Source organism: Motilibacter deserti (genome assembly GCF_011250635.1).
Taxonomy (GTDB): domain Bacteria; phylum Actinomycetota; class Actinomycetes; order Motilibacterales; family Motilibacteraceae; genus Motilibacter_A; species Motilibacter_A deserti.
Genome location: NZ_JAANNP010000002.1, coordinates 497437 through 522222 on the forward strand (window position 1 = coordinate 497437; position 24786 = coordinate 522222).

Sequence of the window (24786 nt, forward strand, 5' to 3'; positions counted from 1 at the left end):
GGCCGTCGTGGGGTGCCACTGCTCGTTCGACGACGATCCCGGGGCTCGGCGTGCGGGCCACGCCGGTCCGGCGGGGCCGAGTCCGGGGTCGTCGCCGCATCGTCCGCCGAAGGGGAACGTGACCAGATGACCAAGGTCGCCGTGATCGGGGCGTCGGGCCGCATGGGCTCGACCGCCTGCCGCGCGCTCGACGCCGCCGACGGCCTCGACCTCGTGGCCCGGCTCGGACGCGGGGACGACGTCGGCACGCTGGCGAGTGCCGGCGTGGAGGTCGCCGTCGAGCTCACCCGGCCCGACGTGGTGATGGCAAACCTGCGTTCGTGCATCGAGCAGGGCGTCTCCGTCGTCACCGGCACCTCCGGGTTCACCCCCGAGCGCCTGGACGAGGTACGCGGCTGGCTGGCCGGCGCCCCCGGCGTCTGCGTGCTCGTCGTCCCGAACTTCAGCGTCGGCGCCGTCCTCCTCATGCGCTTCGCGGCGCAGGCCGCGCGGTTCTACGAGTCCGTCGAGATCGTCGAGCTGCACCACCCGGGCAAGGCCGACGCCCCGAGCGGGACGGCCCGGCGTACGGCCGAGCTCGTCGCGGCCGCCCGGGCCGAGGCGGGGGTGCCGGCAGCCCCCGACGCCACGGTCGACTCGCTCGACGGCGCGCGCGGCGCCACCGTCGAGGGGGTCCCGGTCCACGCCGTACGCCTGCGCGGGCTCGTGGCGTCCCAGGAGGTCCTGCTCGGCTCGCCGGGGGAGACGCTGACGCTGCGCCACGACTCACTCGACCGGGAGGGCTTCATGCCCGGCCTGCTGCTGGCGGTCCGGCGGGTGCGCGAGACGCCCGGGCTGACCGTCGGGCTCGAGGCCTACCTCGACCTGCCGTGAAGGCCCGCCGGACGGCGCTGCTGCTCGCCGCGCTGGTCGTCGTCTACGCCGTCCTGATCGGCTGGCGCGGCGTCACCCTGATCGGCGACGGCCGACCCGTCCCCGTCGTGCTCGGCGTCGCGGTGCTGCTGCTGCCCGTCGTGGGCGTCTGGCTCACGGTCGCCGAGCTGCGCTTCGGCCGGTCGGTCGAGGCGCTCGGCCAGGAGCTCGGCGCCGAGGGCGGGCTGCCGGTGGACGACCTGCCGCGCCGCCCCAGCGGGCGCCCGGAGCGCGCGGCCGCCGACGAGCTGTTCGCGCGGCGCCGGGACGAGGCGAAGGCCGCTCCGGAGGACTGGCGGACGTGGTTCCGGCTCGCGCTCGCCTACGACTCCGCGGGGGACCGGGCCCGGGCCCGGCGCACCATGCGGCGCGCCATCGCGGTCCACGCGGGCCGGCGCGCGGACTGACGTCACCCGCGTACGGCGCCCGCGCTCTCCAGCTCCGCCGCCAGCAGCCGCGCGACCTCGTCGATGCGCGCCCCCTGCAGCAGGTTCTCGTGCCGCCCGTCGACAGAGGCCACGCGCACCTGCCCGGTGACGAACGGCGCCCACGCCTGCTCGGGGTCGCGGTAGGAGGAGTCGGCCGCCCTGACCATGAGGATCGACCCGGCGAACCGCCGTGCCGGCCGGTACGCCGCCGCCAGCCGGCCGCTCTCCTGCATGCTCCACGCGGTGCGGAACTCCACGTCGACGGGCGAGCCGTCGACCACGGCGTCGAGCTGCTCGCGCCACTGGCGCTGCAGGCTCCGCATGCGCAGCGCGACCGGCACGTTGCGGGCCTGGTTGCCGGTCAGCCGGGCCACGCGACGCAGCCGCTGGGCCGGCGGGAGGGCGCGCAGCTCCCCGAGCCGGTCGGCGGCCCGGCGGGCGAGCGGGACCGCGGCCGCCGGCGGCGCGCCCGCCGGGGCGTCCGAGTCGCCCATGGCGAGCAGCCGGACCGCCGCGCCGGCCTGCTGCAGCTGCACGGCCATCTCGTACGCGATGACGCCGCCGAGGGAGTAGCCGAACAGCAGGTAGGGCCCGTCCGGGAAGCAGCGCCGGGCCTCGGCCACGTAGCGCGCCGCCAGCTCCTCCAGCGTCTGCTCGTCCGAGGCGCCGCCGTGGAGCGTGGGCGCCTGGAACGCGTAGACCGGCTGGTCGTCAGGAAGGCCGGCGGCGAGGCGGCGGGCGAACAGCACGTTGCCGCCGCCGCCGTGGACGAGGAACAGCGGCGGACGGCCGCCCCCCACCCGGACGGGGACCAGCGGCTCCCAGCCCTGCACGCCGCTGCGCAGCACGTCGGCCAGCCCCGCCACGGTCGGGGCCTCGATCAGCAGCGAGATCGGCCGGTCGTAGCCGAGGCGCTGCTTCATCAGCGAGAAGGCCCGTGCCGCGCGCAGCGAGTCGCCGCCGAGGTCGAAGAAGTCGTCGTCGACGCCGACCTCGCGCAGCCCGAGCACGTCCTGCCAGATGGCGACGAGCGCGGCCTCCAGCTCGGTGGAGGCGGCCGTGGCGGGCTGCTCGAGCATCCGGGCCGCGCTGCGCTCGGGCAGGCCGCGCCGGTCGACCTTGCCGCCGGGCAGCCGCGGAAGCTCGGGCAGCACGACCACGGTGTCGGACAGCATGTACGCCGGCAGCCGGCGCGCGAGCCGCGACCGCAGCACGTGCGGCACGAGCGGCGTCGAGCCGGTGGGGGCGACGAAGGCCTCGAGCCGGACGGTGCCGGCCTCGTCCGGGCGCCCGACCGCCGCGGCCGCGGCGACGCCGTCGAGCTGTTGCAGGGCCGTCTCGATCTCGCCGAGGTCCACGCGGTTGCCGGAGATCTTGACGACCGAGTCCATGCGGCCGTGGCACTGCAGGACGCCGTCGGCGCCGAGCGTGCCCGCGTCACCGGTGCGGCAGGCGACGGTCCCGTCCGGCCGCCGGCGCCAGACCGTGCGTGTCTGCTCGGGCCGGTTCCAGTAGCCCGTGCCCCCGAAGGCGGTGACCACCGTGACCTCGCCACGCTCCCCGGCGGGCAGCGGGGCGCCGTCCTCGTCGACGATCTCGATGCGGCAGCCGTCGATCGCCCGGCCGGCGGGCAGCCGCCCTTCGCCGAGCGGCTCGTCGCCGGGGACCGCGAGACCGGCGACCGTCCCGGTCTCGGTGGTGCCGTACATGTTGTAGACCGTGGCGTCCGGCGGGAGCACCGTCCGCAGCATCCGGACGTCCTCCCAGGTCGGCGCCTCCGCCCCGAGGACGACCGCCTTGAGGTCGGCCAGCACCAGGCCCGGCGGCAGCGCCGGCACGAGCGCGCGCAGCAGCGTCGGGACCATCGGGACGGCCTGTATCCGCTCGGCGAGCAGCCAGGGGACGAGCCCGCCGAGCCCGAGGCGGCGTACGGGATAGGCGTGCAGGGTGCCGCCGCACATGACGACCCCGCGGACGACCGCCTCGTAGAACCCGACGGTGCCGGCCGAGAGCATGCCGACGCGGGCCCCGTCCGGGAGCCGCCAGAAGCGCGCCACCCAGCGGGCGAACGCCTGCCGCTGCGCCTGCGTCACGACGATGCCCTTCGGCACCCCGGTCGACCCCGACGTGAACATCACCGCCGCCAAGGCGTCCGGCGCGGGGGCGGGGGAGGAGCAGGCGCCGGGGTGCGGGCCTGCAGCGAAAGCCAGCGGGTCCTCGACCCGGCGGGACACGGCCTCGGCGTCGCCCGGGACGTCGCTCAGCAGGATGGGGGCGTCGACGTCGGCGAGGATCGTCTCGACCCGCTCCAGGGGCGCGGTCGGGTCGACCGGCACGACCGGCATCCCCGCGCGCTCGAGGCCGAGGGTCACCACGCAGATCGCGAGCGGTCCCTGCAGGCGCACCGCGACCGGGCGCGGAGCCGGGCCCAGCTCGTCGACGAGGGCCTGGGCGAGCCGGCCGACGAGCGCGTCGAGCTCGGCGTAGGTCGTCCGCTCCGGCGACTGCCCGCCGGTCACGTCCACGGCTACCCGGTCGGGCACGGCGCGGGCGACGACGCGGAGTGCCTCGTCGGCCGCACGCGCCCCGTCGGCCGGCCCTGCTCCGTCGGCCCGCTCCGGTCCGGGCCGGTCGTCCTCGCCCGCCATCCTCGCCACTCCTCCTGCTGGGCAGGCGGTCCACGCTAGGGGCGGGCGCGCGGGCGCGACGTCGACTTCCGGAATGTCGAGGTGGGCGGGCGCGGAGCGTCACGCGATCGCGCGGAGCAGGGCCGCCGTGCCCGCCGCGACCGCGACGACGACGAGGAACGGCGCGCGCAGCAGCAGCGCGAGGCCGCCGGCCGCGACCCCCGCGAGCCGGGCGTCCACCGTGAGCGAGCGCCCGTCGGACAGCGTCTGCACCGCCACCAGAGCGGCGAGCAGCGCGACCGGCAGCAGCGTTGCGGCGAGGCGTACGCGGGGCGGCTCGAGCGCTCGCGGCGGGACGAGCAGGCCGGCGAGCTTGAGCAGGTAGACGCCCGCGCTGGTGAGCAGGATGGCGCCCCAGACGCTCATGCGCCCGCCGACGTCGTGGAGGCACGGACGAGGACGGCGCCGGTGACGGCGAGCAGGGCGCCGGCCATGACGGGCACGCCCGCGGGGGACACCGGGACGAGCGCGAGGGCGAGCACGGCGGCGACGACGGCGACCAGGACGGGCCGGCGCCCCTGCAGCCTCGGCGCGACGAGGGCGAGGAACGCGGCCGGCGCGGCGGCGTCGAGCCCCCACGTCGCGGGGTCGCCCATGGCGGTGCCGCCGAGCGCGCCGACGAGGGTCGCGAGGTTCCACAGGACGTAGATCGAGAGCCCGGTGGACCAGAAGCCGAGCCGGGCGGCGGCCTCCTCTGGCTGCGCAACCGCCACGGCCGTCGACTCGTCGATCGTCAGCTGGGCGGCGGCGAGCCGGCGCGCACCGCGCACGCGCAGGATCTCGGCGATGCGCAGGCCGTAGAACCCGTTGCGCGCGCCGAGCAGGACCGACGTCGCCGTGCCCGACAGCAGCGGGCCGCCGCCGCTCACGACACCCACGAAGGCGAACTGCGAGGCGCCGCTGAACGCGAGCAGGGAGAGCGCGCAGGCCTGCAGCACGTCGAGGCCGCTGGCGGTGGCGAGCGCGCCGAAGGAGACGCCGTAGGCCCCCGTGGCGACGCCCACGCCCAACGAGGTGCGCAGCACGGCGCGGCGCCGGTCGGCGGGCAGCGTCATGCCGGAGCCGTCGTGTCGGCGGCCCGCTTGCGCGAGCGGTAGGCGCGCACCTTGTTCTTGTTGGCGCACCCCGAGCCGCACCAGGCGCGGGACCGGTTGCGCGACTCGTCGAAGAAGGCCCAGGCGCAGGTGTCGTCCGGGCAGATCTTCAGCCGGTCCCACGAGCCGTCCGCGCCGCTGCGGGCCGCCGCCACGAGCACCTGCGCCAGGGCGGCGCGGGCACCTTCGCCGCCAGCGACGAGGTCGGGCGTGCCCCCGGCGAAGCTCACGTGCAGGGGCAGCCGGGCGGCGAGGCCGTCGAGGACGGCCACCGCGCGGGTCGCCTCGGCGGGGTCGAGGAGCCCGTGCGCCGCCTCCCCGTGGCCGACGAGCGCGGCGCGCAGGCCCGCGCGGACGTCCCGCGCGACGGCGAGGTCGTCGTCGGCCACCTCGTCGTCGGCCCCGAGCAGGTCGTTCGACGCCAGCCACCGGCTCAGCCCGGCAGCGTCGGCCAGCGCGTCGGTGCCCTCGTCGACGTCGAGCGTGTTCACGAAGGCGCGCACGAGCGTGGCGTGCTCCGGCGCGGCGCTCGGCGGCGCTCCGGTCCCGGCGTCACTCATGTCACCAGCGTACGCGTTTCGGTGGTTGCGCTCGGGTATGTAACCGGCATAGCGTGAACACCAGTGACACAGTCGACCGAGGAGGAGTCATGGACGCGGACTACGTCATCGCGCAGGCGTACCTCATGGGGCTGCGAGCCGAGGCTGCCGGACAGCGTCGCGCCCGCGCCGCCGGCCCGACGACAGCGAGCCGCGCGCGGGGCCCGCATCTGGGCCTGCGTCGGGGCTTGCGTCGGGGCGCGTGGCGGCGAGCGGGGCGGGCGGCCGCACCGCCCGCGACGGCGGGGGAGGTCGTCTGCCTGCGCGCGGCGGCGGGGGCGCGGGCATGAGCGCGGCGCCGGCCCTCGTCGACGGGGTGGTCAGCAACCTCGTCGTCGACTGCAACGACCTCGGCCTGGTGAGCCGCTTCTGGAGCGGGCTCCTCGGGCTCGCGGTGACGGAGAGCGACGAGCAGTGGGCCGACCTCGAGCCGCTGCCGGGCGGGCGGCTGACGCTGTCGTTCCAGCGTGTGCCCGAGCGCAAGGAGGCGAAGAACCGGCTGCACCTCGACATCACGGTCCCCGACGTGGAGGCGGCCGGGCGCCGGGCCGCGGTCCTGGGGGCGCAGCCGGCCGGCCCGCTGCACGTGCCGGCGGACGTGGGCCCGTGGCGCGTCTGGCGCGACCCGGAGGGCAACGAGTTCTGCCTGCTCACCCGGGCCGGCTGACCCTTCGGCGGCGGCTCAGGCCTCGGCGGTGCCGTCCTCGAGCTCGAACAGCTCGCTCACCCCGGCCAGTGTCAGGAAGCGGGCGAAGCGGCTGCCGGGCACGACGCGCAGGACGAGGCGTACGCCGACCAGCCGGGCGCGGCGCAGGGTCGCCACCAGCGCCTGGAGCCCGCTCGAGTCGCAGAACGACACCGCGGTCAGGTCCAGCAGCAGCTCGCCGGAGGGCGCCGGGAGCTGGTTGAGCTCGCCGGTGAGGTACTCGCGCAGGCGGGGCCCGGTCTCGAGGTCGATCTCACCCGTCACTCGGACGATGGCGCGCTTCCCGTCGTGGTCCGACGTCCAGGTGCTGAGGTCCACGCCTCTCCCGTCTCGCGTGAAGGCTTCCCCTGGGCATGTCGGCCGCCTGTTTGACCGGGTGTCACCGTCCGCAATCACATCACACCGGTGGTCAGGGGACACGCGGACGCGGTAAGCCCCGGCCCGGGGAGCGCGCCTCGGGCCCCGGCGCGTCCCGCCGAGGCGTCGAGGGGCCGCGCCCGCGCTGCCCGGTACCGTTGCGCCATGGCCTCGACGACATCGCCCGACCGGCCGTTCGGGACGGTCCTGACCGCGATGGTCACCCCGTTCACCGCCGACGGCGCGCTCGACCTGCCCGGCGCCCAGCGCCTCGCGCAGGCCCTGGTCGAGGCCGGCAACGACGGCCTCGTCGTGAACGGCACCACCGGCGAGTCGGCCACCACCAGCGACGCGGAGAAGGACGCGCTCGTGCGCGCCGTCGTCGAGGCCGTCGGCGACCGGGCGACCGTGGTCGCGGGCGTGGGCACCAACGACACCGCGCACAGCTGCGAGCTGGCCTGCGAGGCCGAGAAGGCCGGCGCCCACGGGCTGCTCGTCGTCACGCCCTACTACTCCCGGCCGCCGCAGTCCGGGCTGCTCGCGCACTTCCGCACGGTCGCCGATGCGACCGGCCTGCCCGTCATGCTCTACGACATCCCGGCGCGCACCGGCCAGCCCATCGCGACCGAGACCCTCGTCCGGCTCGCCGAGCACCCGCGCATCGCCGCGGTCAAGGACGCCAAGGACGACCTGGCGGCCACGAGCGCCGTCCTCGCGCGCACGTCGCTCGCCTACTACTCCGGCACCGACGCGCTCACGCTGCCGCTGCTCTCGGTCGGGGCGGTCGGCGTGGTCGGCGTCGTGACCCACGTGGTGGGCCGCGAGACCCGCGAGATGATCGACGCGTACGCCGCCGGCGATCCCGCCCGTGCGCTCGCCCTGCACCAGCGGCTGCTGCCGGTCTTCACCGGGATGTTCCGCACCCAGGGCGTCATCCTCGCCAAGGCCGCGCTCGCGCTGCAGGGCCTGCCGGCCGGGCCGGTCCGCCCGCCGCTGCCCGACGCGACCGAGGACGAGGTGCGCCAGCTGCGCGAGGACCTCGCCGCCGCCGGCGTCGGGGCCGCCGCATGAGCCACCCGCACCCCGAGCTCGGCCCTCCGGAGCCGCTGCCCGCGGGCGGGCTGCGCATCGTCCCGCTCGGCGGGCTGGGCGAGATCGGCCGCAACATGGCGGTCTACGAGTACGACGGCCGGCTGCTCGTCGTCGACTGCGGCGTGCTCTTCCCCGAGGACGCCCAGCCCGGCGTGGACCTGATCCTGCCGGACTTCGAGTTCATCCGGGACCGGCTCGACAAGGTCGACGGCATCGTCCTGACCCACGGGCACGAGGACCACATCGGGGCCGTCCCCTACCTGCTGCGCGAGAAGCCCGACATCCCGCTGATCGGGTCCCCGCTGACGCTCGCCCTCGTCGAGGCGAAGCTGCGCGAGCACCGCATCACGCCGTACTCCCTGACCGTGCGCGAGGGCCAGCGCGAGCGCATCGGCCCGTTCGACTGCGAGTTCGTCGCGGTCAACCACTCGATCCCAGACGCGCTGGCCGTCGCGATCCGCACACCCGCCGGGCTGGTGATCCACACCGGCGACTTCAAGATCGACCCGCTGCCGCTGGACGGCCGCGTCACCGACCTGCGCGCGCTCGCGCGGCTGGGGGAGGAGGGCGTCGACCTCATCCTCAGCGACTCCACCAACGCCGAGGTCCCGGGCTTCGTGACCCCGGAGCGCGACATCGCGCCGGTCGTGGACCGGGTCTTCGCCAACGCGCGGCGGCGCATCGTCGTGGCCTGCTTCGCCTCCCACGTGCACCGCGTGCAGCAGGTGCTCGACGCCGCGGCCAAGCACAAGCGCAAGGTCGCCTTCGTCGGCCGCTCGATGGTGCGGAACATGGGGGTCGCGCGCGACCTCGGCTACCTCAAGGTGCCGGACGGCCTCGTGGTCGACACCAAGCAGTTGGAGGACATGCCCGACGAGCAGGTCGTCCTCGTCTGCACCGGGTCCCAGGGCGAGCCGATGTCGGCGCTCTCGCGCATCGCCAACCGCGACCACTGGATCCGCATCAGCGAGGGCGACACCGTCCTGCTCGCGTCCTCCCTGATCCCGGGCAACGAGAACGCGGTCTATCGCGTCATCAACGGCCTCAGCCGCTGGGGCGCCAACGTCGTGCACAAGGGCAACGCGCTCGTGCACACGTCCGGCCACGCCGCCGCGGGCGAGCTGCTCTACGTCTACAACATCGTCAAGCCGCGCAACGTCATGCCCGTGCACGGGGAGTGGCGGCACCTGCGGGCCAACGGCGAGCTGGCGGTCCTCACCGGCGTCCCGAGCGACCGGGTCGTGCTCGCCGAGGACGGCGTCGTGGTGGACCTCGTCGACGGGGTCGCCCGCATCACCGGCGCCGTGCCGTGCCACAACGTCTACGTCGACGGCTCCACCGTCGGCGACGTGACCGAGGCGTCGCTGAAGGACCGGCGGATCCTGCGCGACGAGGGGTTCATCTCGGTGTTCGTCGCCGTCGACTCCGCCAGCGGCAAGATCGTCGCCGGGCCGCAGATCTCCGCGCGGGGCGTGGTCCAGGACGACGCCGTCTTCGACCAGGTGCGCCCGCGCATCGAGGACGCCCTCGCCAAGGCCGCGCAGGACGGCGTCAACGACACCTACCAGCTGCAGCAGTTCGTACGCCGCGTCGTCGGCAAGTGGGTCAACGAGTCGCTGCGCCGCCGCCCGATGATCGTGCCCGTCGTCGTCGAGGTCTGACCGCTCAGCCGGAGCCGGCGGCGTACGGCTTGTCCGGCCAGTACGCCCACTCCTCGAAGTCGTCGACCCGCCCGTCGGGCGCGAAGTGCAGCACCCACAGGTCGCGGTACTCCTGCCGGACCGGGTCGCCGTAGCGCACCTGCAGGCGGACCACCGCGTCGTCGCCGCTGACCACGACGACGCGCGCGGTCATCGTGAAGACCTCGTCGTCGTCCTCGAGCCAGAAGGCGCGGATCGCCGCGTGCCCCACCTCGTCCGGGGCGTACGGCGAACGGCGGTACCTCGCGTCCTCGGTGAACAGCCGCCCGACAGCCTCCAGGTCCGCGGCGCGCCAGGCCTGCTCGTATCCGCCGACCCAGCGCAGCACCCCGGACTCGTCCATGGACCGCAGCATGCCGCAGCGATGCCGGGTGCGGCGGCGGGCCGGCCTTGTCCCGGACCGGCTCCCGGGCCGACGGTGCGATCGGCCGGACACGAGCCGTGACCGGCGTCACGGAAGCGCCGGCGCCCGCCGCCGGTTGGCACTCGGCGTGGCCGCCACAGCGGCCCGCACCCCCCGACTCCAAGGACGACCTGCCTGTGATTCCCGTTGCCGCCCGCTCCACCGCCAGTGCCGGGGCCCCGTTCGTCGCGACGACCATCGAGCGCCGCGACCTCGGCCCGAAGGACGTCCTGATCGACATCGCGTACGCCGGCATCTGCCACTCGGACATCCACACCGCACGCGGCGAGTGGGGCCACACCCTGTTCCCGCTGACGCCGGGCCACGAGATCGCCGGCGTCGTCTCGGCGGTCGGCTCCGAGGTCACCAAGCTCGCGGTCGGTGACCGCGCCGGCGTGGGCTGCATGGTCGACTCGTGCCGGGAGTGCGAGCCGTGCCTCGCCGGCGAGGAGCAGTACTGCGTCAAGGGCAACATCGGCACCTACAACGCCATCGGCAAGGACGGCCGGCCGACCGAGGGCGGCTACAGCGAGAAGATCGTCGTCGACGAGGACTTCGCGCTGAAGATCCCCGAGGGCATCTCGCTCGACGTCGCCGCCCCGCTGCTCTGCGCGGGCATCACGCTCTACTCGCCGCTGCACCGCTGGGGTGCCGGCCCCGGCAAGAAGGTCGCGATCGTCGGCCTCGGCGGGCTCGGGCACATGGGCGTCAAGATCGCGAAGGCCATGGGCGCCGAGGTGAGCGTGCTGTCGCAGTCGCTGAAGAAGCAGGAGGACGGGCTGCGCCTCGGCGCCGACGCCTACTACGCCACGGGCGACGAGGGCACGTTCGAGACGCTCGCCGGCACGTTCGACCTCATCGTGTCGACGGTCTCGGCGACGGTCGACATGGGTGCCTACCTCGGCTTGCTGAAGCTCGACGGCGCGCTCGTCAACGTCGGAGCCCCCGAGGAGCCGCTCGCCGTCCCGGCGTTCGCCCTGATCGGCGGGCGGCGCAGCCTCGCCGGCTCGATGATCGGCGGCATCCGGGAGACGCAGGAGATGCTCGACTTCTGCGCCGAGCACGGCATCGGCGCCGAGGTCGAGGTCATCTCGGCCGACCGGATCGACGAGGCGTACGACCGGGTCGTCGCCAGCGACGTGCGCTACCGGTTCGTCATCGACGCCTCGACGATCGCCGGCTGAGCCTTTTCCACGCCGCGAAGGGCCGCCCGCCGTGCCGGTGGGCGGCCCTTCGCGTCCCGCGCAGCCGGGGGCTGCCCGAAGGGGCGGACCCTGGGCGGCGACCCGCGGGAGCCTTGTGCCGGCCCGGACCCGGGAGCAAGGTACGAGCATGCAGACCCGGCGGTTGGGTGAGCCAGACGCGGATCTCGCGCAGGGCCGTCGGCCCGCCGCCAGGCCGGCTCGCCCCGGCGGCGTCGTGGGCCACGTGATGCGTCTGCAGGCGGCCGCGGGCAACCGAGCCGTCTCGGCGCTCGCCGCCGGTGCAGGCGACGGGCACACGAATGACGCTCACAAGAACCACAGGCACAAGAACGACGGTGCCGGCCGCGACGAGCCCGACCGGGGCGTCCACGAGGGCGCCGTCGAGGACGTGGTCGGGCAGGCCGAGGCCAAGGGGGCCGAGGAGGGAGCCGAGGACGCCGCCGGTGCCGGGCGGCTGCCGGTCGTCGCTTCGCTCACGCTCGCCGAAGGCTCCGGCTCCGCGCTCTCCGGACCGGGCCACGCGCGGCCTGACGCCGTCGCGTCGGCGCTCACCATGGCCTCCACCACCACGCGGTCCGGGACGGTGAGCCCCTTCGGGGCCGAGTACGTCACCTACTCGATCCGGAACCCGACCTGGAGGACTGCGGGCGGTGTCATCCACGTTGGCGGGCAGGTCGGGGTGGACACGACGTGGAACACCAACTCCGGCGGCAACACGAACGTCGCGGGCGCCAACGACCCCGCGGTCACCGCCACGACGTGGCGCGCCGCGGCCGACGACCTGACCCCCGACGCCACCGGGCGCCCGCCGCGCACGAGCTACTGGGCGGCGGACCTCACCGAGCGCCACGAGCAGTTCCATGCCGCCGACGACATCGCACGGGCGCGGCTCTACCTCCCGGCCGCCGGTGCGTGGCTCAACACCCAGACCGTCGACGTCTCGTGGTTCGACTTCGTGACCTCGCGACGGGTTGCGGCGCTGCTCGAGCTCGCCCGCCAGCGCATCGAGGCCGACGGATGGGCGTGGTACGACCGGACGGGCGGGGCGGGGGAGAACCGCGCGTACGCCGACGGCCGGGCTGCGTACCAGGGGCGCGCGGACGCGGTGCGCTCCCGGGCGGCGACGGAAGGGTGGACGTGAGCGACGACCCGGGCCACGCCCGCGCCGCGGCGTCGGCCCGGGAGCTCGGCCGACGAGGGCTGGGCGTCGACACGCCGGGCCTGGTCGCTGCGCTCGAGGACACGACGCTCGGAGTGCGCGCCGAAGCGGCGTACCTCCTCGGCGGCCGAGGCGACCCGTCCGCGGTCCCCGCGCTGCGGCGGGCCCTTCTCGACCCCGAGGCCCGGGTCCGCGTGGAGGCGGCGGCGGCGCTCGCCCGGCTGGGCGACGCCGACGGGGGCCGTCAGGTCCTCGTCGCCGAGCTGGAGGGCGAGGACTTCGCCGGTGCCCCGATGCGGGCGGCGCGGGCCCTCGCCGCTCTGGGCGACCCGCTGGGGTGGGCGCGGACGCTGCGGTCCCTCGACTCGGCGTTCCCCTCGAGCCGGATGGAGGCGGTCGCCGTGCTGCCGTTGTTCGCGCCGTTCGACGGGGAGCAGGTCGCCGGAGACGTCGTCGACGTCCGTTCCGCGCTGTGGCGCGCGACGCAGGACGAGGAGCCGCTGGTCCGTGACGAGGCGAGGCGCGCCCTCGAGGAGCTGGGCTAGCTCCCCGCGTCGCGCTACGACACCGACACCGTCACGACCGGCGACGTGGACGCCGCGACTGTCGTCGTCCCGGGCATCCGCCAGCGCAGCTGAAGCGACCCTTCGGCCGGCCCCCTCGCCACGACCCAGCCGTCCTTCGTCGTGCGGTAGGCGCGCAGCTTCTCCCACGCGCCCGAGCCGACGCGTCCCTGCAGCTCCAGCGGGGCCTTGGCGACCGGGTCGCCGTAGAGCGACAGGACGCGGCCGTACACCGTCAGCGTCCGCCCCGCGCGCAGCCGCTTGCGGTCTACCCCGATCTCGACCGTGGAGGCGTGGCGCAGCGTGAAGGCGGAGGTCTCCGGCGCGGAGATGGCGACGGCCGCGCCCCGGTCGTCGGTGTACTCCCACCGGATGTCGTCCAGCGTCCAGGTGCCCAGCGCGGCGGTCGGCGGGAGGACCGCCTTCGCCCGCCAGGCGAGGCCGTACTCGTCGGCCAGCTCGAACCGCACCGGGAGCGCGCTGCCTCGCGGCGGGCGCAGCGTCGCGGTCACCGACCCGTCCACCGGGGTGCTGAACCGCAGCGTGAGCGTCTCGGTCACCGGGACGGCCCGGGCGAAGACGTGCACCGGCCGGCTGACGTCGAGCGCCGTGGCGACCGGTGGCTCGACCCCGGCGCGCGCGACCGCGGCGCCAAAGGTGCCGGGCGCCGCCACGAGCGTGGTCAGAGCGGTGGCGGCGCCGACGACGGCGCCGACCAGCGTGCGGATGCGCATCAGGTGCTCCTCCTTCCGTCGCGTCAGGCGCCGTGGCACCACGGCGTGCACAGCGCGCGGCACGCCCGCGCGGGGTGCGAGCGGTCGGCGTACGGCCCTTCGAGCCGGGCCAGCAGGGCGCGCGCGTCTGCGGCGGGGGAGGGCGGGGTGTCGGTGCTGCTCATGAGTTCTCCTCGGGTGGCGGCGCGCGGCCGGCGACGACGGCGCCGCTGCGGTCGGGCACCAGGGAGACAGAGCGGAGCCGGGCAGCGCAGATACCGCTCTGTCAGGCAGCTGACGGTCGCCACCGAGGCGTGTCGCCGTTGTGACGGATGTGACTGGTGAGATAGGGGCGGTACCCTCCGCCCATGGCGACTCGGACGACGGGGGGCACCCGTCCGCGCTCTACAGGGGCGCCGGCATCCGGACGCGGCGGCGGGGCGTCCCGTCCGCGGGCGTCCGCACCTGCCCGCACCCAGCCCGGCATGGGGGCCCGGCTCGTCCGGGCGCTCGGCATCGCGCTGCGCGGGCTCTGGCTCGGGACCGCCCACGTGGTCGGCGGCTCCGTGCGCGCCTTCGGCCGCAGCGCCCGCGACCTCGACCCGGCCCACCGCCGTGACGGCATCGGCCTGGCCGTCATCGGGCTCGCGGTGGTCACGGCCGCCGCCGCCTGGTGGCGGGTGGACGGCGCACTCGGGGACGCCACCACCTGGCTCGTCGCCGGTGCCGTCGGCCGCGCCGACATCCTCGTCCCGCCGCTGCTGCTCCTCCTGGCCTACCGGCTGCTGCGCCACCCCGATCGCGAGATCGTGCTCGGGCGGGCCGCCGTCGGCTGGGCCGCGCTCTCGGCCGGGTCGCTCGGCCTGCTGCACATCGCGCGCGGCACGCCCCAGCCGCCCGAGGGGGCCGAGGCGATCCGCGGGGCCGGCGGCTACGGCGGCTGGCTCGCGTCCAGCCCGCTCGTCGACGCCGCGAGCGTCTGGGTGGCCGTCCCGCTCCTGTTGCTCGTCGTCGGTTTCGGCCTGCTCGTCGTCACGGCAACGCCGGTCAACGCGGTGCCCGAGCGGCTGCGCGGCCTGCGCGACACCGCGCTGCGCCGGGAGGCCGTCCCCGCCGAGCGCTCGCGTGGGCGCCGCGACCGCGGGGGAGAGCCGCGCGAGGGCGACCCGGCGTACGACACGCCCGTGGTCGCCGAGCCGGCCCGCCGCGGCCGACGGCCCGCCGCCCCGCAGCCGGCCGACGACGAGACCGAGGTGTTCGACGCCGAGCAGGCGATGGGGCTGGCGCCGGCCCCGCGCAAGGGGCGCAAGCGCGCCGGCGCAGACGGCCCGGGGGAGGAGCCGGCCGAGCGGCCCGGCGCCGGCCCGGTCGTCGCCCCGTCCGGCGACATCGACGCGACCGACGTCTTCGCGGTGCCCACGCCCGTCGACGCCGTGGACCTCGAGCCCCCCACGACGGTCCTCGAGCAGATTCCCGGCAGCTCCGACATGCCGCCGCGCGTCGAGCAGCTGCTCCTGTCCGGCGACGTGACCTACGAGCTGCCCGCGCCGACCATGCTGCGCGCCGGCTCGGTGCACAAGGCCCGCACGCCGGCCAGCGACGCCGTCGTCGAGTCCCTCACCGGCGTGCTGGAGCAGTTCGACATCGACGCCGCCGTCACCGGCTACACCCGCGGCCCGACGGTCACCCGCTACGAGGTCGAGCTCGGCCAGGGCGTCAAGGTCGAGCGGGTCACCGCGCTGTCCAAGAACATCGCGTACGCCGTGGCGAGCGCCGACGTCCGGATCCTCTCCCCGATCCCGGGCAAGTCGGCCATCGGCATCGAGATCCCGAACACCGACAAGGAGATCGTCGCGCTCGGCGACGTCATCCGCTCGCGGGCGGCCACCGGGACCCCGCACCCGATGGTCGTGGGGCTTGGCAAGGACGTCGAGGGCGGCTTCGTCGTCGCGAACCTGGCGAAGATGCCGCACCTGCTCGTCGCGGGTGCCACCGGCTCCGGCAAGTCGAGCTTCGTCAACTCGATGATCACCTCGATCCTGCTCCGGTCCACGCCGGACGAGGTCCGCATGGTGCTCGTGGACCCCAAGCGGGTCGAGCTGACGGCGTACGAAGGCATCCCGCACCTCGTCACGCCGATCATCACCAACCCCAAGAAGGCGGCCGAGGCGCTGCAGTGGGTCGTGCGCGAGATGGACATGCGCTACGACGACCTGGCGGCGTTCGGCTTCCGGCACGTCGACGACTTCAACAAGGCCGTCCGCGAGGGGACGGTGCGCCCGCCGGAGGGCAGCGAGCGCGTGCTGCGCCCGTACCCCTATCTGCTGGTGATCGTCGACGAGCTCGCCGACCTCATGATGGTCGCCCCGCGCGACGTCGAGGACTCGATCGTCCGCATCACGCAGCTCGCCCGGGCCGCGGGCATCCACCTCGTCCTCGCGACCCAGCGCCCGTCGGTCGACGTCGTCACCGGCCTCATCAAGGCCAACGTGCCGAGCCGGCTCGCGTTCGCGACCTCGAGCCTGGCCGACAGCCGCGTCATCCTCGACCAGCCGGGCGCGGAGAAGCTCGTCGGCCAGGGTGACGGCCTTTTCCTCCCCATGGGCGCCAGCAAGCCCATGCGCATCCAGGGCGCGTGGGTGACCGAGGCCGAGGTCGAGGCCGTGGTCGAGCACTGCAAGACCCAGCTGCAGCCGACGTACCGCGAGGACGTCACGGCCGTGGCCGCGAAGAAGGAGATCGACGAGGACATCGGCGACGACCTGGACCTGCTCGTCCAGGCGGTCGAGCTCGTCGTCACCACCCAGTTCGGGTCGACGTCGATGCTGCAGCGGAAGCTCCGCGTCGGCTTCGCCAAGGCCGGGCGGCTGATGGACCTCATGGAGAGCCGCGGCATCGTCGGGCCCAGCGAGGGCAGCAAGGCCCGCGACGTGCTCGTGAAGCCGGACGAGCTCGAGGGCGTGATGTTCACCCTGCGCGGGGAGTAGCCGGGAACTCCGCGTCACAGCCGGGCGTATCCCCCGTTGTCGGGCAGGGCCGTAGACTCGGCCCTGCCTAAGCCGGCCCGTCGCAGCACCGCCAGCACCGCGACGCCGGACGCCGCCCTCGAGACGACGGAGGACACGCCGTGACCATCGGCGAGACGCTCACCTCCGCCCGCCAGGCCGCCGGGCTCAGCCTCGACCAGGTGGCCGACCGGACCCGCATCCGGCGCACCGTGGTCGCCGCCATCGAGCACGACGACTTCAGCCACTGCGGCGGCGACTTCTACGCCCGGGGCCACCTGCGCACCATCGCGCGCACCGTGGGGGCCGACGCCGAAGCGCTGATCCGGCAGTACGACGACGAGATCGCCAGCGTCGAGTCCGCGCCGCGCCCCCCGAGCGAGGTGGTCGACCTCGACGCCGCCGTCGGCCGGAGCCGTCGCGGGCTCAACTGGTCCAACGTCCTCGTCGCCTCGCTCGTGGTCGTCGTGGGCTACGCCGGCTTCTCGGTCCTTCGCCCCGGTGGTGACGGCGGCGACACGGCGCCGACCGGCAACGCCGCCCCGGCCGCGGTATCCGACGTGCCCTCCCCGGGCGCGACACCGACCCCGACGGGCGCCGCCCCGTCGGCCACCCCGAGCCGCAAGCCGCCGGTGGTCGCCGCCAACCCCGAGGCGGGCGTACGCGTGGTCGTCGCCGCCACCGAGGGCCAGTGCTGGCTGCGGGCGACCGGCGCCGGGGGCAAGCGGCTCTTCGAGGGCATCGTCGCCAAGGGCAGCTCGCGCCAGTTCACCGACACCGAGGTGGTGAGCCTGCTCGTCGGCGACGCCGGGGCGGTCTCGCTCACGGTCAACGGCAAGCAGATCGGCGCTCCCGGCGCGCGCGGCGAGATCGCCCGCGCGCAGTTCACCCCCGAGGACCCGTGACGGCGGGCACTGCCGGTGCGCCGGGCCGGTGACGCAGCCGGTCCGTCCCGTCGAGCCGCTCCGGCGAGCACCTAGGCTGGGACGGTGAGTTCTCTTCCCGACGCGGCGGCGCCCGCGCCTGCTGCGCTGCGCTCGGTCGCCCTGGTCACGCTCGGCTGTGCCCGCAACGAGGTCGACTCCGAGGAGCTGGCCGGCCGGCTCGCCGCCGACGGGTGGCGGCTCGTGGACGACGCCGCCGAGGCCGACGTCGCGGTCGTCAACACCTGCGGCTTCGTGGAGGCGGCGAAGAAGGACTCCGTCGACGCGCTGCTCGAGGCAGCCGACCTCAAGGGCTCGGGCCGCACGCAGGCCGTCGTGGCCGTCGGCTGCATGGCCGAGCGTTACGGCGACCAGCTCGCCACCGCCCTGCCCGAGGCCGACGCCGTGCTGGGGTTCGACGACTACGCCGACGTCTCCGCCCGGCTGCGCGGGATCCTCGCCGGCGAGCGGCACGTCGCGCACGCCCCCCGCGACCGGCGCGCGCTGCTCCCGATCTCCCCGGTCGCGCGCGGCGCGGCGGCGCGTACGGTCGCCGTCCCCGGGCACGGCGCCACGGCGCCCGGCTCGGCCTCCGCCTCCTCCGGGGCGCCCGACCTGCCTGCGGGCCTCGCGCCGGCGTCCGGCCCGCGCGTGCTGCGCCGCCGGCTCGGCTCCGGCCCGGTCGCGCCGCTCAAGCTCGCCTCCGGCTGCGACCGGCGGTGCGCGTTCTGCGCCATCCCGGCCTTCCGCGGCGCGTACGTCTCCCGCCAGCCGCAGGAGGTGCTCACCGAGGCCCGCTGGCTGGCCGAGCAGGGCGTCCGCGAGCTCGTCCTCGTGAGCGAGAACTCCTCGTCCTACGGCAAGGACCTCGGCGACCTCACCGCGCTGGAGAAGCTGCTCCCGCAGCTGGCCGCCGTCGACGGCATCGCCCGGGTGCGGGTGAGCTACCTGCAGCCGGCGGAGGTCCGCCCCGGCCTGCTCGACGTCATCGCCGACACCGACAAGGTCGCGGCCTACTTCGACCTGTCCTTCCAGCACGCGTCCGGCCCGCTCCTGCGCCGCATGCGCCGGTTCGGCGACGCCGACCGCTTCCTCGAGCTGCTCGCCGCGATCCGTCAGCGCGCGCCGCTCGCGGGCGCCCGGTCCAGCTTCATCGTCGGCTTCCCCGGCGAGACCGACGCCGACCTCGCCGAGCTCGAGCGCTTCCTCGTCGAGGCCCGGCTCGACGCCATGGGCGTCTTCGGCTACAGCGACGAGGAGGGCACCGAGGCCGCGACGCTGGACGGCAAGCTGCCCGAGCCGGAGGTCGCCGAACGGCTCGAGCGCTTCTCCACGCTGGTCGAGGAGCTCGTCGCCCAGCGCGCCGAGGACCGCGTGGGGGAGCGGGTCGAGGTCCTTGTCGAGCGGGCGGGCGACGACGGCCCGGAGGGCCCGGCCGAGCACCAGGCCCCCGACGTCGACGGCCTCACCGTCCTCACCGGCGACGCGCCGGTCGGCTCGCTGGTCATCGCGCGCGTGGTGGCCGCCGCGGGCGCCGACCTCGTCGCCGAGCCGCTCGAGCCGGCGCTGTCGTCCACCTCGCCGCAGCCCGCGGGCGCGGCCGGCCGGCCGGCCTGACGCCACCGATGTCCGGGACCGAGCCCCTCGGCGGGCCGCTCGCCGCGGGCGCGTCGCACGGCGCGGCGCGCCCTGACGCGCCCGGCTCCTGGAACCTGCCCAACGCGCTGACCGTCCTGCGCCTGCTGCTCGTCCCGGTCTTCGCCTACCTCCTGCTGCGCGACGGCGGGGACGACACCGCCTCGCGCGTAGCGGCCTGCGTGGTCTTCGCGATCGCCTCCATCACCGACTTCGTCGACGGCGACATCGCCCGACGGTGGGGCATCGTCACCGACTTCGGCAAGCTGGTCGACCCGATCGCCGACAAGGCGCTGATCGGCGCGGCCCTCGTCGGCCTCTCCCTGCTCGGCGAGCTCTGGTGGGCCGTCACCGTCGTCATCCTGGTGCGCGAGGTCGGGGTGACCCTGCTGCGGCTCTGGGTCATCCGGCACGGAGTCATCCCGGCCAGCCGGGGCGGCAAGCTCAAGACCGTGCTCCAGGGCGTCGGCATCGGCCTCTACCTCCTCCCGCACCCCGGCGCGTGGGCCTGGCTGGCCGGCGGCGTGCTCGCCGCGGCCGTGGCGGTCACGCTGGTCACCGGGGTCGACTACGTCGCCCGGGCCGTCCGGCTGCGCCGCACGTCGGGCCGCTGACCCCGTGCACGCCGAGGTCGTCTGCGTCGGCGACGAGCTGCTGTCCGGGCGGGTCGCCGACGCGAACGCGGCCTGGCTCGGTGCTCGCCTGGCCGAGCACGGCGTACCCGTCCTGCGCAGCACCGTCGTCCCCGACGACGTGCCGGCCATCGTCGAGGCGCTGACGGGCGCGGCAGCCCGGGCCGGCCTCGTCGTCGTCACGGGCGGGCTCGGGGCGACCAGCGACGACGTCACCCGGGACGCGCTCGCCGCCGTCCTCGGCACCCGAGTCGTCCGGGACCGGGCCGTCGAGGACGTGCTGCGCCGGCGCTACGCCGAGCGCGGGGCCGAGCCGCCCGTCGGCGCCCTGCGCATGGCCGACGTCGTCGAGGGCGCCGAGGTGCTGCCCAACCCCGCAGGCGCCGCGCCCGGGCTGCGCGCCCGGATGGGGTCCGCGCAGGTCGTGCTCCTGCCGGGCGTCCCGTCGGAGGTACGCGCCATCGCCGAGGCCTCGGTGCTCCCCGGCCTGCCGGCGGCTGCGGGCCTGGTGACCCGCGCGCTGCACGTGCCGCGGACTCCCGAGTCCGCGGTCGGCGCGGCGCTCGCCGGGCTGGAGGCGGCTCTCCCGCCCGGGGTGCGCGTCGCGTACCTCGCGAGCCGGACGGAGGTGGAGGTCAGGCTCACGGCTGCGGCGGCGGCGACCACTGCGGCCGAGGCGCTGCTCGAGCCCGTCGTCGCCGACGCCCGGGCCGCGCTGGCCGCGCTCTCGCCGATCGTCGACGACGTCCCGCTGCCGGTCGCCGTCGTCCGCCGGCTCACGGCGCGCGAGGAGACCGTCGCCGTGGCCGAGTCGCTGACCGGCGGGCTGGTCACCGGGGCGCTCACGTCGGTGCCGGGCTCGTCGGCCGTGCTCCGCGGCGGGGTGGTGGCGTACGCGACGGCGGTCAAGGCGAGCGTGCTCGGCGTCGACGCGGCGCTGCTGGCCGAGCGCGGCGCGGTCGACCCGGATGTGGCGCTCGCCATGGCGCACGGCGTCCGTGCATTGCTGGGCGCCGAGTGGGGAGTCTCGACCACGGGCGTCGCCGGCCCGGGGCCGTCGGAGGGCAAGCCGGCCGGCGAGGTCCACGTCGGGGTCGTCGGGCCGGGCGTGCAGGGTGTGGAGTCCCTGCAGTTTCGCGCAGAGCGTGACGGCGTCCGGGCGTCCTCGGTCGCCGCGGCCTTGGCATCGCTGCGGGAACGGCTAGGTTGATTACAGCGTTGCACCACACATCCGGAACCGGTCCGAGCGCACGCGCGAGCCGGCCGCTGGAGTCCGGGACAACGCGCGGCCTCTCCGAGGCGTTCGCCGGTCGCGGAGAGGGAACGGTACGGGTACGGTGGGTAATCACCGTCCCAGGAGGGAGAGCCCCGCGATGATTATTCTCCGTCGCCTGCTCGGGGACGTGCTGCGGACGCGGCGCCAGGACCAGGGCCGCACCCTGCGCGAGGTCTCCGCTGCAGCCCGCGTCTCCCTCGGCTACCTGTCCGAGGTGGAGCGCGGCCAGAAGGAGGCTTCGTCCGAGCTACTGGCGTCGATCTGCGCTGCGCTGGACGTGCCCATGTCCGAGGTCCTGCGTGAAGTCAGCGACGGCCTCATCCTCGCCGAGGCGGAGGCCGCCGTACGCGACGCTGCCCTGCGGGAGACCGCGCTGCCCCCACGGTCCGCCCTGTCCACCGTCATCCCGCCGCCGGAGCCAGCGGCGGGGCGCGCCGGTGGCGTAAGCGGCGTCGACGGCCGGGTGGCCGTCGAGGTTGCGGCCTGAGCGCACGACGCGGCTGAGGCTTCGGCCGCTGAACGTCGAACTGTGGCCACGGCCGGCGGTTGCCGGCCGTGGCCACACTGCTTCTCGCGCCTCTTCCCGGCGCAGCCGTGGGCGCCGTCGCGCCTCTTCGTGCCGGGCCGTGCGCGCCGTCGCGTAGTCCTGGCGTCGACCGCATCCGTCGTACGCCCAGCAGCCGTACGAGCATCCCCGCGCCCGACGGGCTCGCCCGCGGGGCACGCGGCGTCCACTGCCGCGTACACGACACTGAATGCCGCGCGCTACCTCGCGGCCGTGGCGGTGCGGCGACTGGTGAGGTTGCCGGACGCTGGGTCTCGGCGGAGCCTGAACCGCATGCCTAACGAGCTGGCCAACAGCATGCGGCGTCCACTGCCGCGTACACGACACTGAACGCCGCGCACTACCTCGCGGCCGAGGCGATCCTGCCGGCGTGGGGGTTACCCGCAAACTGGGGCCTCAGCGGGGCCCGGCTCACGTGTCCGACGGCTGGCCCGCCGGGCATGCGGCGTCCACTGCCGCGCCGACGACAGCCAACGCCGCGCGCCTCGACGACGACGCCCGGACGATCGCCGCACTGCGCGGAACGCTCAACCAGTCGCCGCACTGGGCGGAACGTCCGACGCCGACGTGCCTACCCCTGGCACTCGATGTTGCTGACGCCGGCACCACCCGGCCCCGCCTCGTTGTCACAGGCGACCACGTTGCCGTGCGCACCCGGCTCGGGGGAGACGGCCACGACGTACCCCTTGACCCCACCCAGCACCCGGTTGCCGCGGAAGGTGTTGTTCTCCCCGGAGCCCGGCGCGCCGTTGATCACGTGGGTCTGGATGGCGTCGAGCAAGGTCCCGGTGCCGGTGTTGCCCTCGACGAGCCAGTCGCTGCCCTTGATGTCGATCCAGGAGTCGGCCGAGTTCTCGCCGCTCGTGCCGGCCTGCTCGAACCGGTTGCCGACGACGCGCCCACCGCGGGTGCCCTCCTTGATGTCGACGCCCTCGGCCGGGGTGTTCCAGATGCGGTTGCCCTGGACCAGCACGGCGTCCGAGCGGTCGGGGCCGCCGTCGGTGCCGTAGTCGCCCCAGTTCGACTTCGCCGACCCGACGTAGACGCCCTCACCGAACTGCGGCGACTTCAGACCCGTGTCGTGCACGTCGCTGTTCGCGATGACGCCGTTGGCCGACCCGGAGCGGAAGTGCACCGCCTCCTGGCCGATGCGGCCCACGTCGAGCCCGACGAGGACCGACCCGACCGAGCCGTCGAGCACGATGCCCTTCTTCGCTGTGCGCACCGTGAAGCCGTCGAGCCGCCAGTAGTCCCCGGTGACGTGGAGCCCGTAGCCGCCGTTGTCCGTGGAGCCGGTCGTCAGCACCGCTTTGCGCGAGCCGTGCAGCGTGATGGGCGCGGCCTTCGTGCCGGCGGCCGGCGCCTCGAACTGCGGGTCGCCGACGTACGTGCCGTCGGCCAGCTCGATCCGGTCTCCGGGACGGACCGAGGAGAGCGCGGCCCGCAGCTCGTCCGCCGTCGACACGTCGACCACGCGCTTCGCCTTCGGCGCGGCAGGAACGCTCGCCTGCGCGCTCGGCGCGGCCGCGGGCGCGCTGCTCCCGGTGCCGGGCGCGGTGCTCGAGGTGCCGTCCGCGGACACCGTGAAGGTGACCTCGCGCCGGGACCGGTTGCCGCCGGACTCCACGCGCGCCCGCAGCTCGTGCTCACCGGGGTCGGGGTCGAGCGTCAGCTCGTACGGCGGCGAGGAGTCCTTCTCCAGGTACGAGCCGTCCAGCGTCCAGGTCACGCTCTCCACCGCCTCGTCCAGCACCGTGACGGTCAGCGGCGCGGCCACCGTCGCGCCGTCGAGTTCGCTGCCGTCGGCCCGCAGCTCGTACGTCCCCCCGCCCGCGTCGGGCGTCGTCGGCGGCTCGGACGTCTCGGGCGTCGACTCCTCGGACGGCTCCTCCGATGGTGGCGCCTCGGTCGGCACCTGTGCGGGGCTCGACGCCGGGGGTGGCGCAGCCGTCTCGTCGTCGTCGCCTCCTGGCCACAGGAGGACGGCGAGGGCGATGACGAGCGCGGCCACGACCGCTCCTGCGACGGCCGCGACCGCCGTCCGACGGTCCAGGAAGCCGGGGGAGGCCACCCTCAGGCCTCCGTCCCGGCCCGGCGGCCGCGAACGGGAGTGGCACGGCAGGAGTCAGCGGTGGCGCTCGGGCAGATGCGAAGGGTCGACACGAGCAGGCAACTCTGCCACGCGCCCGCAGCGTTCCCTGCCGGCCACCTGGCTACCCGGGCAACTCGGCGCTCGGCCGCCCAGCCGCCCAGTCGGCCAGTCGGCCACCGGTCACGGTCGGTAGCGCGTGCGTCCCGCCGGTCGGGCCACGTCCGCCCGCCGCATAGGGGCGGGCGCCGGGCCCGGTTGGCAGCGGGGGCACCAGTACGTCAGCCGGGCGTAGGGCGCGTCGCCCTGCTCGGCGAGGAGCACGGCCGTGCCGCAGCGCCGGCACGGCTGGCCGGAGCGTTCGAAGACCCAGTGCTGGCGCCCGCGCCGCGACTCCCCGGTCGTCGACTGCTCGGGGTGCGCCTTGTTGCGCTCGAGCAGGACGCGGGCGCGCTCGACGAGCGCGGGCAGGTCGGGCACGTCCTCGACCCGCGTCCACGGGGACACCCCTTGCAGGAAGAGCGCTTCTGCCTTGTAGAGGTTGCCGATGCCGGCGAGGTTGCGCTGGTCGAGCAGGGCCTGGCCGATCTCGCGGTCGGGCTGGGCGCGCAGCCGGCGCAGCGCCTCGTCCCGGTCCCAGTCGGGGCCGAGCAGGTCGGGCCCGAGGTGCCCGACGGCCTCCTCCTCGTCGCCCGGCGCGAGGAGCTCGACGACCGGCATCCGGTAGCCCACGGCCTGCCACTCGGCGTTCTCCAGCACCACGCGGGCCTGCCAGGCAGGGCCGCCGCGCCAGCGCTCGCCCGGCCGGTAGAGATGCCAGCTGCCGTCCATGCGGAAGTGGGTGTGCAGGGTCTGCCCGTCGTCGATCCGCGTCAGCAGGTGCTTGCCCCGCGAGACGACCTCGGTCACGGTCCGCCCGGAGAGGTCGGCCGTGGCGAGCTGGGGGACGCGGAAGTCGGTGCGGGTCAGGACTCGCCCGGCCAGCGCGTCGTGCATCCGGCGCCCGGCGAGCCAGACGGTGTCGCCCTCGGGCACGGCGCCTC

Annotated in this window: 25 protein-coding genes; 15 read left to right on the plus strand and 10 right to left on the minus strand. The window is 75.4% G+C overall.

Features of this window, described 5'->3' with window-relative positions; all coding sequences use genetic code 11:
* The first annotated feature begins 126 nt into the window (after positions 1–126).
* Both dapB and G9H71_RS07310 read left to right on the plus strand, forming a co-directional pair.
* The gene (gene dapB, locus G9H71_RS07305) at positions 127–873 is read left to right on the plus strand and encodes a 4-hydroxy-tetrahydrodipicolinate reductase (RefSeq protein WP_166280193.1); all 747 of its coding nucleotides are present in this window, start codon (positions 127–129) and stop codon (positions 871–873) included.
* Positions 870–1319 (plus strand): hypothetical protein, encoded by a 450-nt coding sequence (locus G9H71_RS07310; protein ID WP_166280196.1) that lies wholly within the window; start codon positions 870–872, stop codon positions 1317–1319. The genes dapB and G9H71_RS07310 overlap by 4 nt, the downstream gene beginning before the upstream one ends.
* Before the next feature lie 2 nt (positions 1320–1321).
* Here G9H71_RS07310 and G9H71_RS07315 read toward each other — a convergent pair whose 3' ends face one another.
* The 4 genes from G9H71_RS07315 to G9H71_RS07330 form a co-directional block, all read right to left on the minus strand.
* The gene (locus G9H71_RS07315; protein ID WP_166280199.1) at positions 1322–3988 is read right to left on the minus strand and encodes a non-ribosomal peptide synthetase; all 2667 of its coding nucleotides are present in this window, start codon (positions 3986–3988) and stop codon (positions 1322–1324) included.
* A gap of 99 nt (positions 3989–4087) precedes the next feature.
* Positions 4088–4393, minus strand: coding sequence for an AzlD domain-containing protein (locus G9H71_RS07320; protein WP_166280202.1), 306 nt, complete (start codon positions 4391–4393; stop codon positions 4088–4090).
* The gene (locus tag G9H71_RS07325; RefSeq protein WP_166280205.1) at positions 4390–5082 is read right to left on the minus strand and encodes an AzlC family ABC transporter permease; all 693 of its coding nucleotides are present in this window, start codon (positions 5080–5082) and stop codon (positions 4390–4392) included. Before G9H71_RS07325 ends, G9H71_RS07320 begins: the two co-directional genes overlap by 4 nt.
* Entirely contained in the window at positions 5079–5681 is a 603-nt protein-coding gene (locus tag G9H71_RS07330; RefSeq protein ID WP_166280208.1) for a CGNR zinc finger domain-containing protein, read from the minus strand. The genes G9H71_RS07325 and G9H71_RS07330 overlap by 4 nt, the downstream gene beginning before the upstream one ends.
* Positions 5682–5770: 89 nt before the next feature.
* Here G9H71_RS07330 and G9H71_RS07335 point away from each other — a divergent pair, with 89 nt between their 5' ends.
* Together G9H71_RS07335 and G9H71_RS07340 are read left to right on the plus strand one after the other, a co-directional pair.
* Entirely contained in the window at positions 5771–6010 is a 240-nt protein-coding gene (locus tag G9H71_RS07335) for a hypothetical protein (protein ID WP_166280211.1), read from the plus strand.
* Complete coding sequence (locus G9H71_RS07340) at positions 6007–6387, plus strand: VOC family protein (RefSeq protein ID WP_166280214.1); 381 nt, start codon at positions 6007–6009, stop codon at positions 6385–6387. The genes G9H71_RS07335 and G9H71_RS07340 overlap by 4 nt, the downstream gene beginning before the upstream one ends.
* A gap of 15 nt (positions 6388–6402) precedes the next feature.
* Here the strand turns inward: G9H71_RS07340 and G9H71_RS24960 are convergent, their stop codons facing one another.
* Positions 6403–6744: an STAS domain-containing protein gene (locus G9H71_RS24960; RefSeq protein ID WP_166280217.1), complete on the minus strand. Its 342-nt coding sequence runs from the start codon at positions 6742–6744 to the stop codon at positions 6403–6405.
* Between the two features lie 204 nt (positions 6745–6948).
* Between G9H71_RS24960 and dapA the strand changes: the two genes are divergently transcribed.
* Positions 6949–7854, plus strand: a complete 906-nt coding sequence (dapA, locus tag G9H71_RS07350) for a 4-hydroxy-tetrahydrodipicolinate synthase (RefSeq protein ID WP_166280220.1) — start codon at positions 6949–6951, stop codon at positions 7852–7854.
* Positions 7851–9536, plus strand: a complete 1686-nt coding sequence (locus G9H71_RS07355) for a ribonuclease J (protein ID WP_166280223.1) — start codon at positions 7851–7853, stop codon at positions 9534–9536. The genes dapA and G9H71_RS07355 overlap by 4 nt, the downstream gene beginning before the upstream one ends.
* A gap of 4 nt (positions 9537–9540) precedes the next feature.
* Here G9H71_RS07355 and G9H71_RS07360 read toward each other — a convergent pair whose 3' ends face one another.
* A complete protein-coding gene (locus G9H71_RS07360; protein ID WP_166280226.1) occupies positions 9541–9918 on the minus strand; it encodes a YybH family protein in 378 nt (125 codons plus the stop codon).
* 197 nt (positions 9919–10115) lie between these two features.
* On the opposite strand from G9H71_RS07360, the gene G9H71_RS07365 reads away from it, so the two are divergent.
* The 3 genes from G9H71_RS07365 (at position 10116) to G9H71_RS07375 (ending at position 12887) form a co-directional block, all read left to right on the plus strand.
* Positions 10116–11162 (plus strand): NAD(P)-dependent alcohol dehydrogenase, encoded by a 1047-nt coding sequence (locus G9H71_RS07365; protein ID WP_166280229.1) that lies wholly within the window; start codon positions 10116–10118, stop codon positions 11160–11162.
* Between the two features lie 244 nt (positions 11163–11406).
* Positions 11407–12324, plus strand: a complete 918-nt coding sequence (locus G9H71_RS07370) for a hypothetical protein (protein ID WP_166280232.1) — start codon at positions 11407–11409, stop codon at positions 12322–12324.
* Positions 12321–12887: a HEAT repeat domain-containing protein gene (locus tag G9H71_RS07375; protein WP_166280235.1), complete on the plus strand. Its 567-nt coding sequence runs from the start codon at positions 12321–12323 to the stop codon at positions 12885–12887. Before G9H71_RS07370 ends, G9H71_RS07375 begins: the two co-directional genes overlap by 4 nt.
* Positions 12888–12901: 14 nt before the next feature.
* Here the strand turns inward: G9H71_RS07375 and G9H71_RS07380 are convergent, their stop codons facing one another.
* Both G9H71_RS07380 and G9H71_RS07385 read right to left on the minus strand, forming a co-directional pair.
* Positions 12902–13639, minus strand: coding sequence for a hypothetical protein (locus G9H71_RS07380; protein ID WP_166280238.1), 738 nt, complete (start codon positions 13637–13639; stop codon positions 12902–12904).
* A 23-nt stretch (positions 13640–13662) separates the two neighbouring features.
* Positions 13663–13803 carry a hypothetical protein gene (locus G9H71_RS07385; protein ID WP_166280241.1) on the minus strand — a complete coding sequence of 47 codons (141 nt, stop codon included), beginning with the start codon at positions 13801–13803 and terminating at the stop codon, positions 13663–13665.
* Positions 13804–13986: 183 nt separating this feature from the next.
* Here G9H71_RS07385 and G9H71_RS07390 point away from each other — a divergent pair, with 183 nt between their 5' ends.
* From G9H71_RS07390 to G9H71_RS07415, 6 genes are all read left to right on the plus strand, one after another.
* A complete protein-coding gene (locus G9H71_RS07390) occupies positions 13987–16605 on the plus strand; it encodes a DNA translocase FtsK (protein ID WP_196791749.1) in 2619 nt (872 codons plus the stop codon).
* A gap of 140 nt (positions 16606–16745) precedes the next feature.
* Positions 16746–17528, plus strand: a complete 783-nt coding sequence (locus G9H71_RS24445; protein WP_166280247.1) for a helix-turn-helix domain-containing protein — start codon at positions 16746–16748, stop codon at positions 17526–17528.
* A gap of 126 nt (positions 17529–17654) precedes the next feature.
* On the plus strand, positions 17655–19163 hold the full coding sequence (gene rimO, locus G9H71_RS07400; RefSeq protein WP_166280592.1) for a 30S ribosomal protein S12 methylthiotransferase RimO: 1509 nt from the start codon (positions 17655–17657) through the stop codon (positions 19161–19163).
* Between the two features lie 8 nt (positions 19164–19171).
* Positions 19172–19795: a CDP-diacylglycerol--glycerol-3-phosphate 3-phosphatidyltransferase gene (gene pgsA, locus G9H71_RS07405; RefSeq protein ID WP_166280249.1), complete on the plus strand. Its 624-nt coding sequence runs from the start codon at positions 19172–19174 to the stop codon at positions 19793–19795.
* Between the two features lie 4 nt (positions 19796–19799).
* Entirely contained in the window at positions 19800–21023 is a 1224-nt protein-coding gene (locus G9H71_RS07410) for a CinA family nicotinamide mononucleotide deamidase-related protein (RefSeq protein WP_166280251.1), read from the plus strand.
* Positions 21024–21186: 163 nt separating this feature from the next.
* Positions 21187–21576 carry a helix-turn-helix domain-containing protein gene (locus G9H71_RS07415; protein WP_166280253.1) on the plus strand — a complete coding sequence of 130 codons (390 nt, stop codon included), beginning with the start codon at positions 21187–21189 and terminating at the stop codon, positions 21574–21576.
* A 649-nt stretch (positions 21577–22225) separates the two neighbouring features.
* On the opposite strand, the gene G9H71_RS07420 is transcribed toward G9H71_RS07415, so the two are convergent.
* Together G9H71_RS07420 and G9H71_RS24965 are read right to left on the minus strand one after the other, a co-directional pair.
* The gene (locus G9H71_RS07420) at positions 22226–23725 is read right to left on the minus strand and encodes an Ig-like domain-containing protein (protein WP_166280255.1); all 1500 of its coding nucleotides are present in this window, start codon (positions 23723–23725) and stop codon (positions 22226–22228) included.
* 201 nt (positions 23726–23926) lie between these two features.
* A complete protein-coding gene (locus tag G9H71_RS24965) occupies positions 23927–24778 on the minus strand; it encodes an Fpg/Nei family DNA glycosylase (RefSeq protein WP_166280257.1) in 852 nt (283 codons plus the stop codon).
* Between the last annotated feature and the right edge of the window lie 8 nt (positions 24779–24786).

Coding starts and splice junctions, on each gene's coding strand:
- G9H71_RS07340 (WP_166280214.1), top strand. CDS start 6,007: ATGAGCGCGGCGCCGGCCCTCGTCGACGGGGTGGTCAGCAACCTCGTC.
- G9H71_RS07390 (WP_196791749.1), top strand. CDS start 13,987: ATGGCGACTCGGACGACGGGGGGCACCCGTCCGCGCTCTACAGGGGCG.
- G9H71_RS07315 (WP_166280199.1), bottom strand. CDS start 3,988: ATGGCGGGCGAGGACGACCGGCCCGGACCGGAGCGGGCCGACGGAGCA.
- dapB (WP_166280193.1), top strand. CDS start 127: ATGACCAAGGTCGCCGTGATCGGGGCGTCGGGCCGCATGGGCTCGACC.
- G9H71_RS07385 (WP_166280241.1), bottom strand. CDS start 13,803: ATGAGCAGCACCGACACCCCGCCCTCCCCCGCCGCAGACGCGCGCGCC.
- dapA (WP_166280220.1), top strand. CDS start 6,949: ATGGCCTCGACGACATCGCCCGACCGGCCGTTCGGGACGGTCCTGACC.
- G9H71_RS07335 (WP_166280211.1), top strand. CDS start 5,771: ATGGACGCGGACTACGTCATCGCGCAGGCGTACCTCATGGGGCTGCGA.
- G9H71_RS07355 (WP_166280223.1), top strand. CDS start 7,851: ATGAGCCACCCGCACCCCGAGCTCGGCCCTCCGGAGCCGCTGCCCGCG.
- G9H71_RS07380 (WP_166280238.1), bottom strand. CDS start 13,639: ATGCGCATCCGCACGCTGGTCGGCGCCGTCGTCGGCGCCGCCACCGCT.
- G9H71_RS07415 (WP_166280253.1), top strand. CDS start 21,187: ATGATTATTCTCCGTCGCCTGCTCGGGGACGTGCTGCGGACGCGGCGC.
- pgsA (WP_166280249.1), top strand. CDS start 19,172: ATGTCCGGGACCGAGCCCCTCGGCGGGCCGCTCGCCGCGGGCGCGTCG.
- G9H71_RS07330 (WP_166280208.1), bottom strand. CDS start 5,681: ATGAGTGACGCCGGGACCGGAGCGCCGCCGAGCGCCGCGCCGGAGCAC.
- G9H71_RS07360 (WP_166280226.1), bottom strand. CDS start 9,918: ATGGACGAGTCCGGGGTGCTGCGCTGGGTCGGCGGATACGAGCAGGCC.
- G9H71_RS07325 (WP_166280205.1), bottom strand. CDS start 5,082: ATGACGCTGCCCGCCGACCGGCGCCGCGCCGTGCTGCGCACCTCGTTG.
- G9H71_RS07320 (WP_166280202.1), bottom strand. CDS start 4,393: ATGAGCGTCTGGGGCGCCATCCTGCTCACCAGCGCGGGCGTCTACCTG.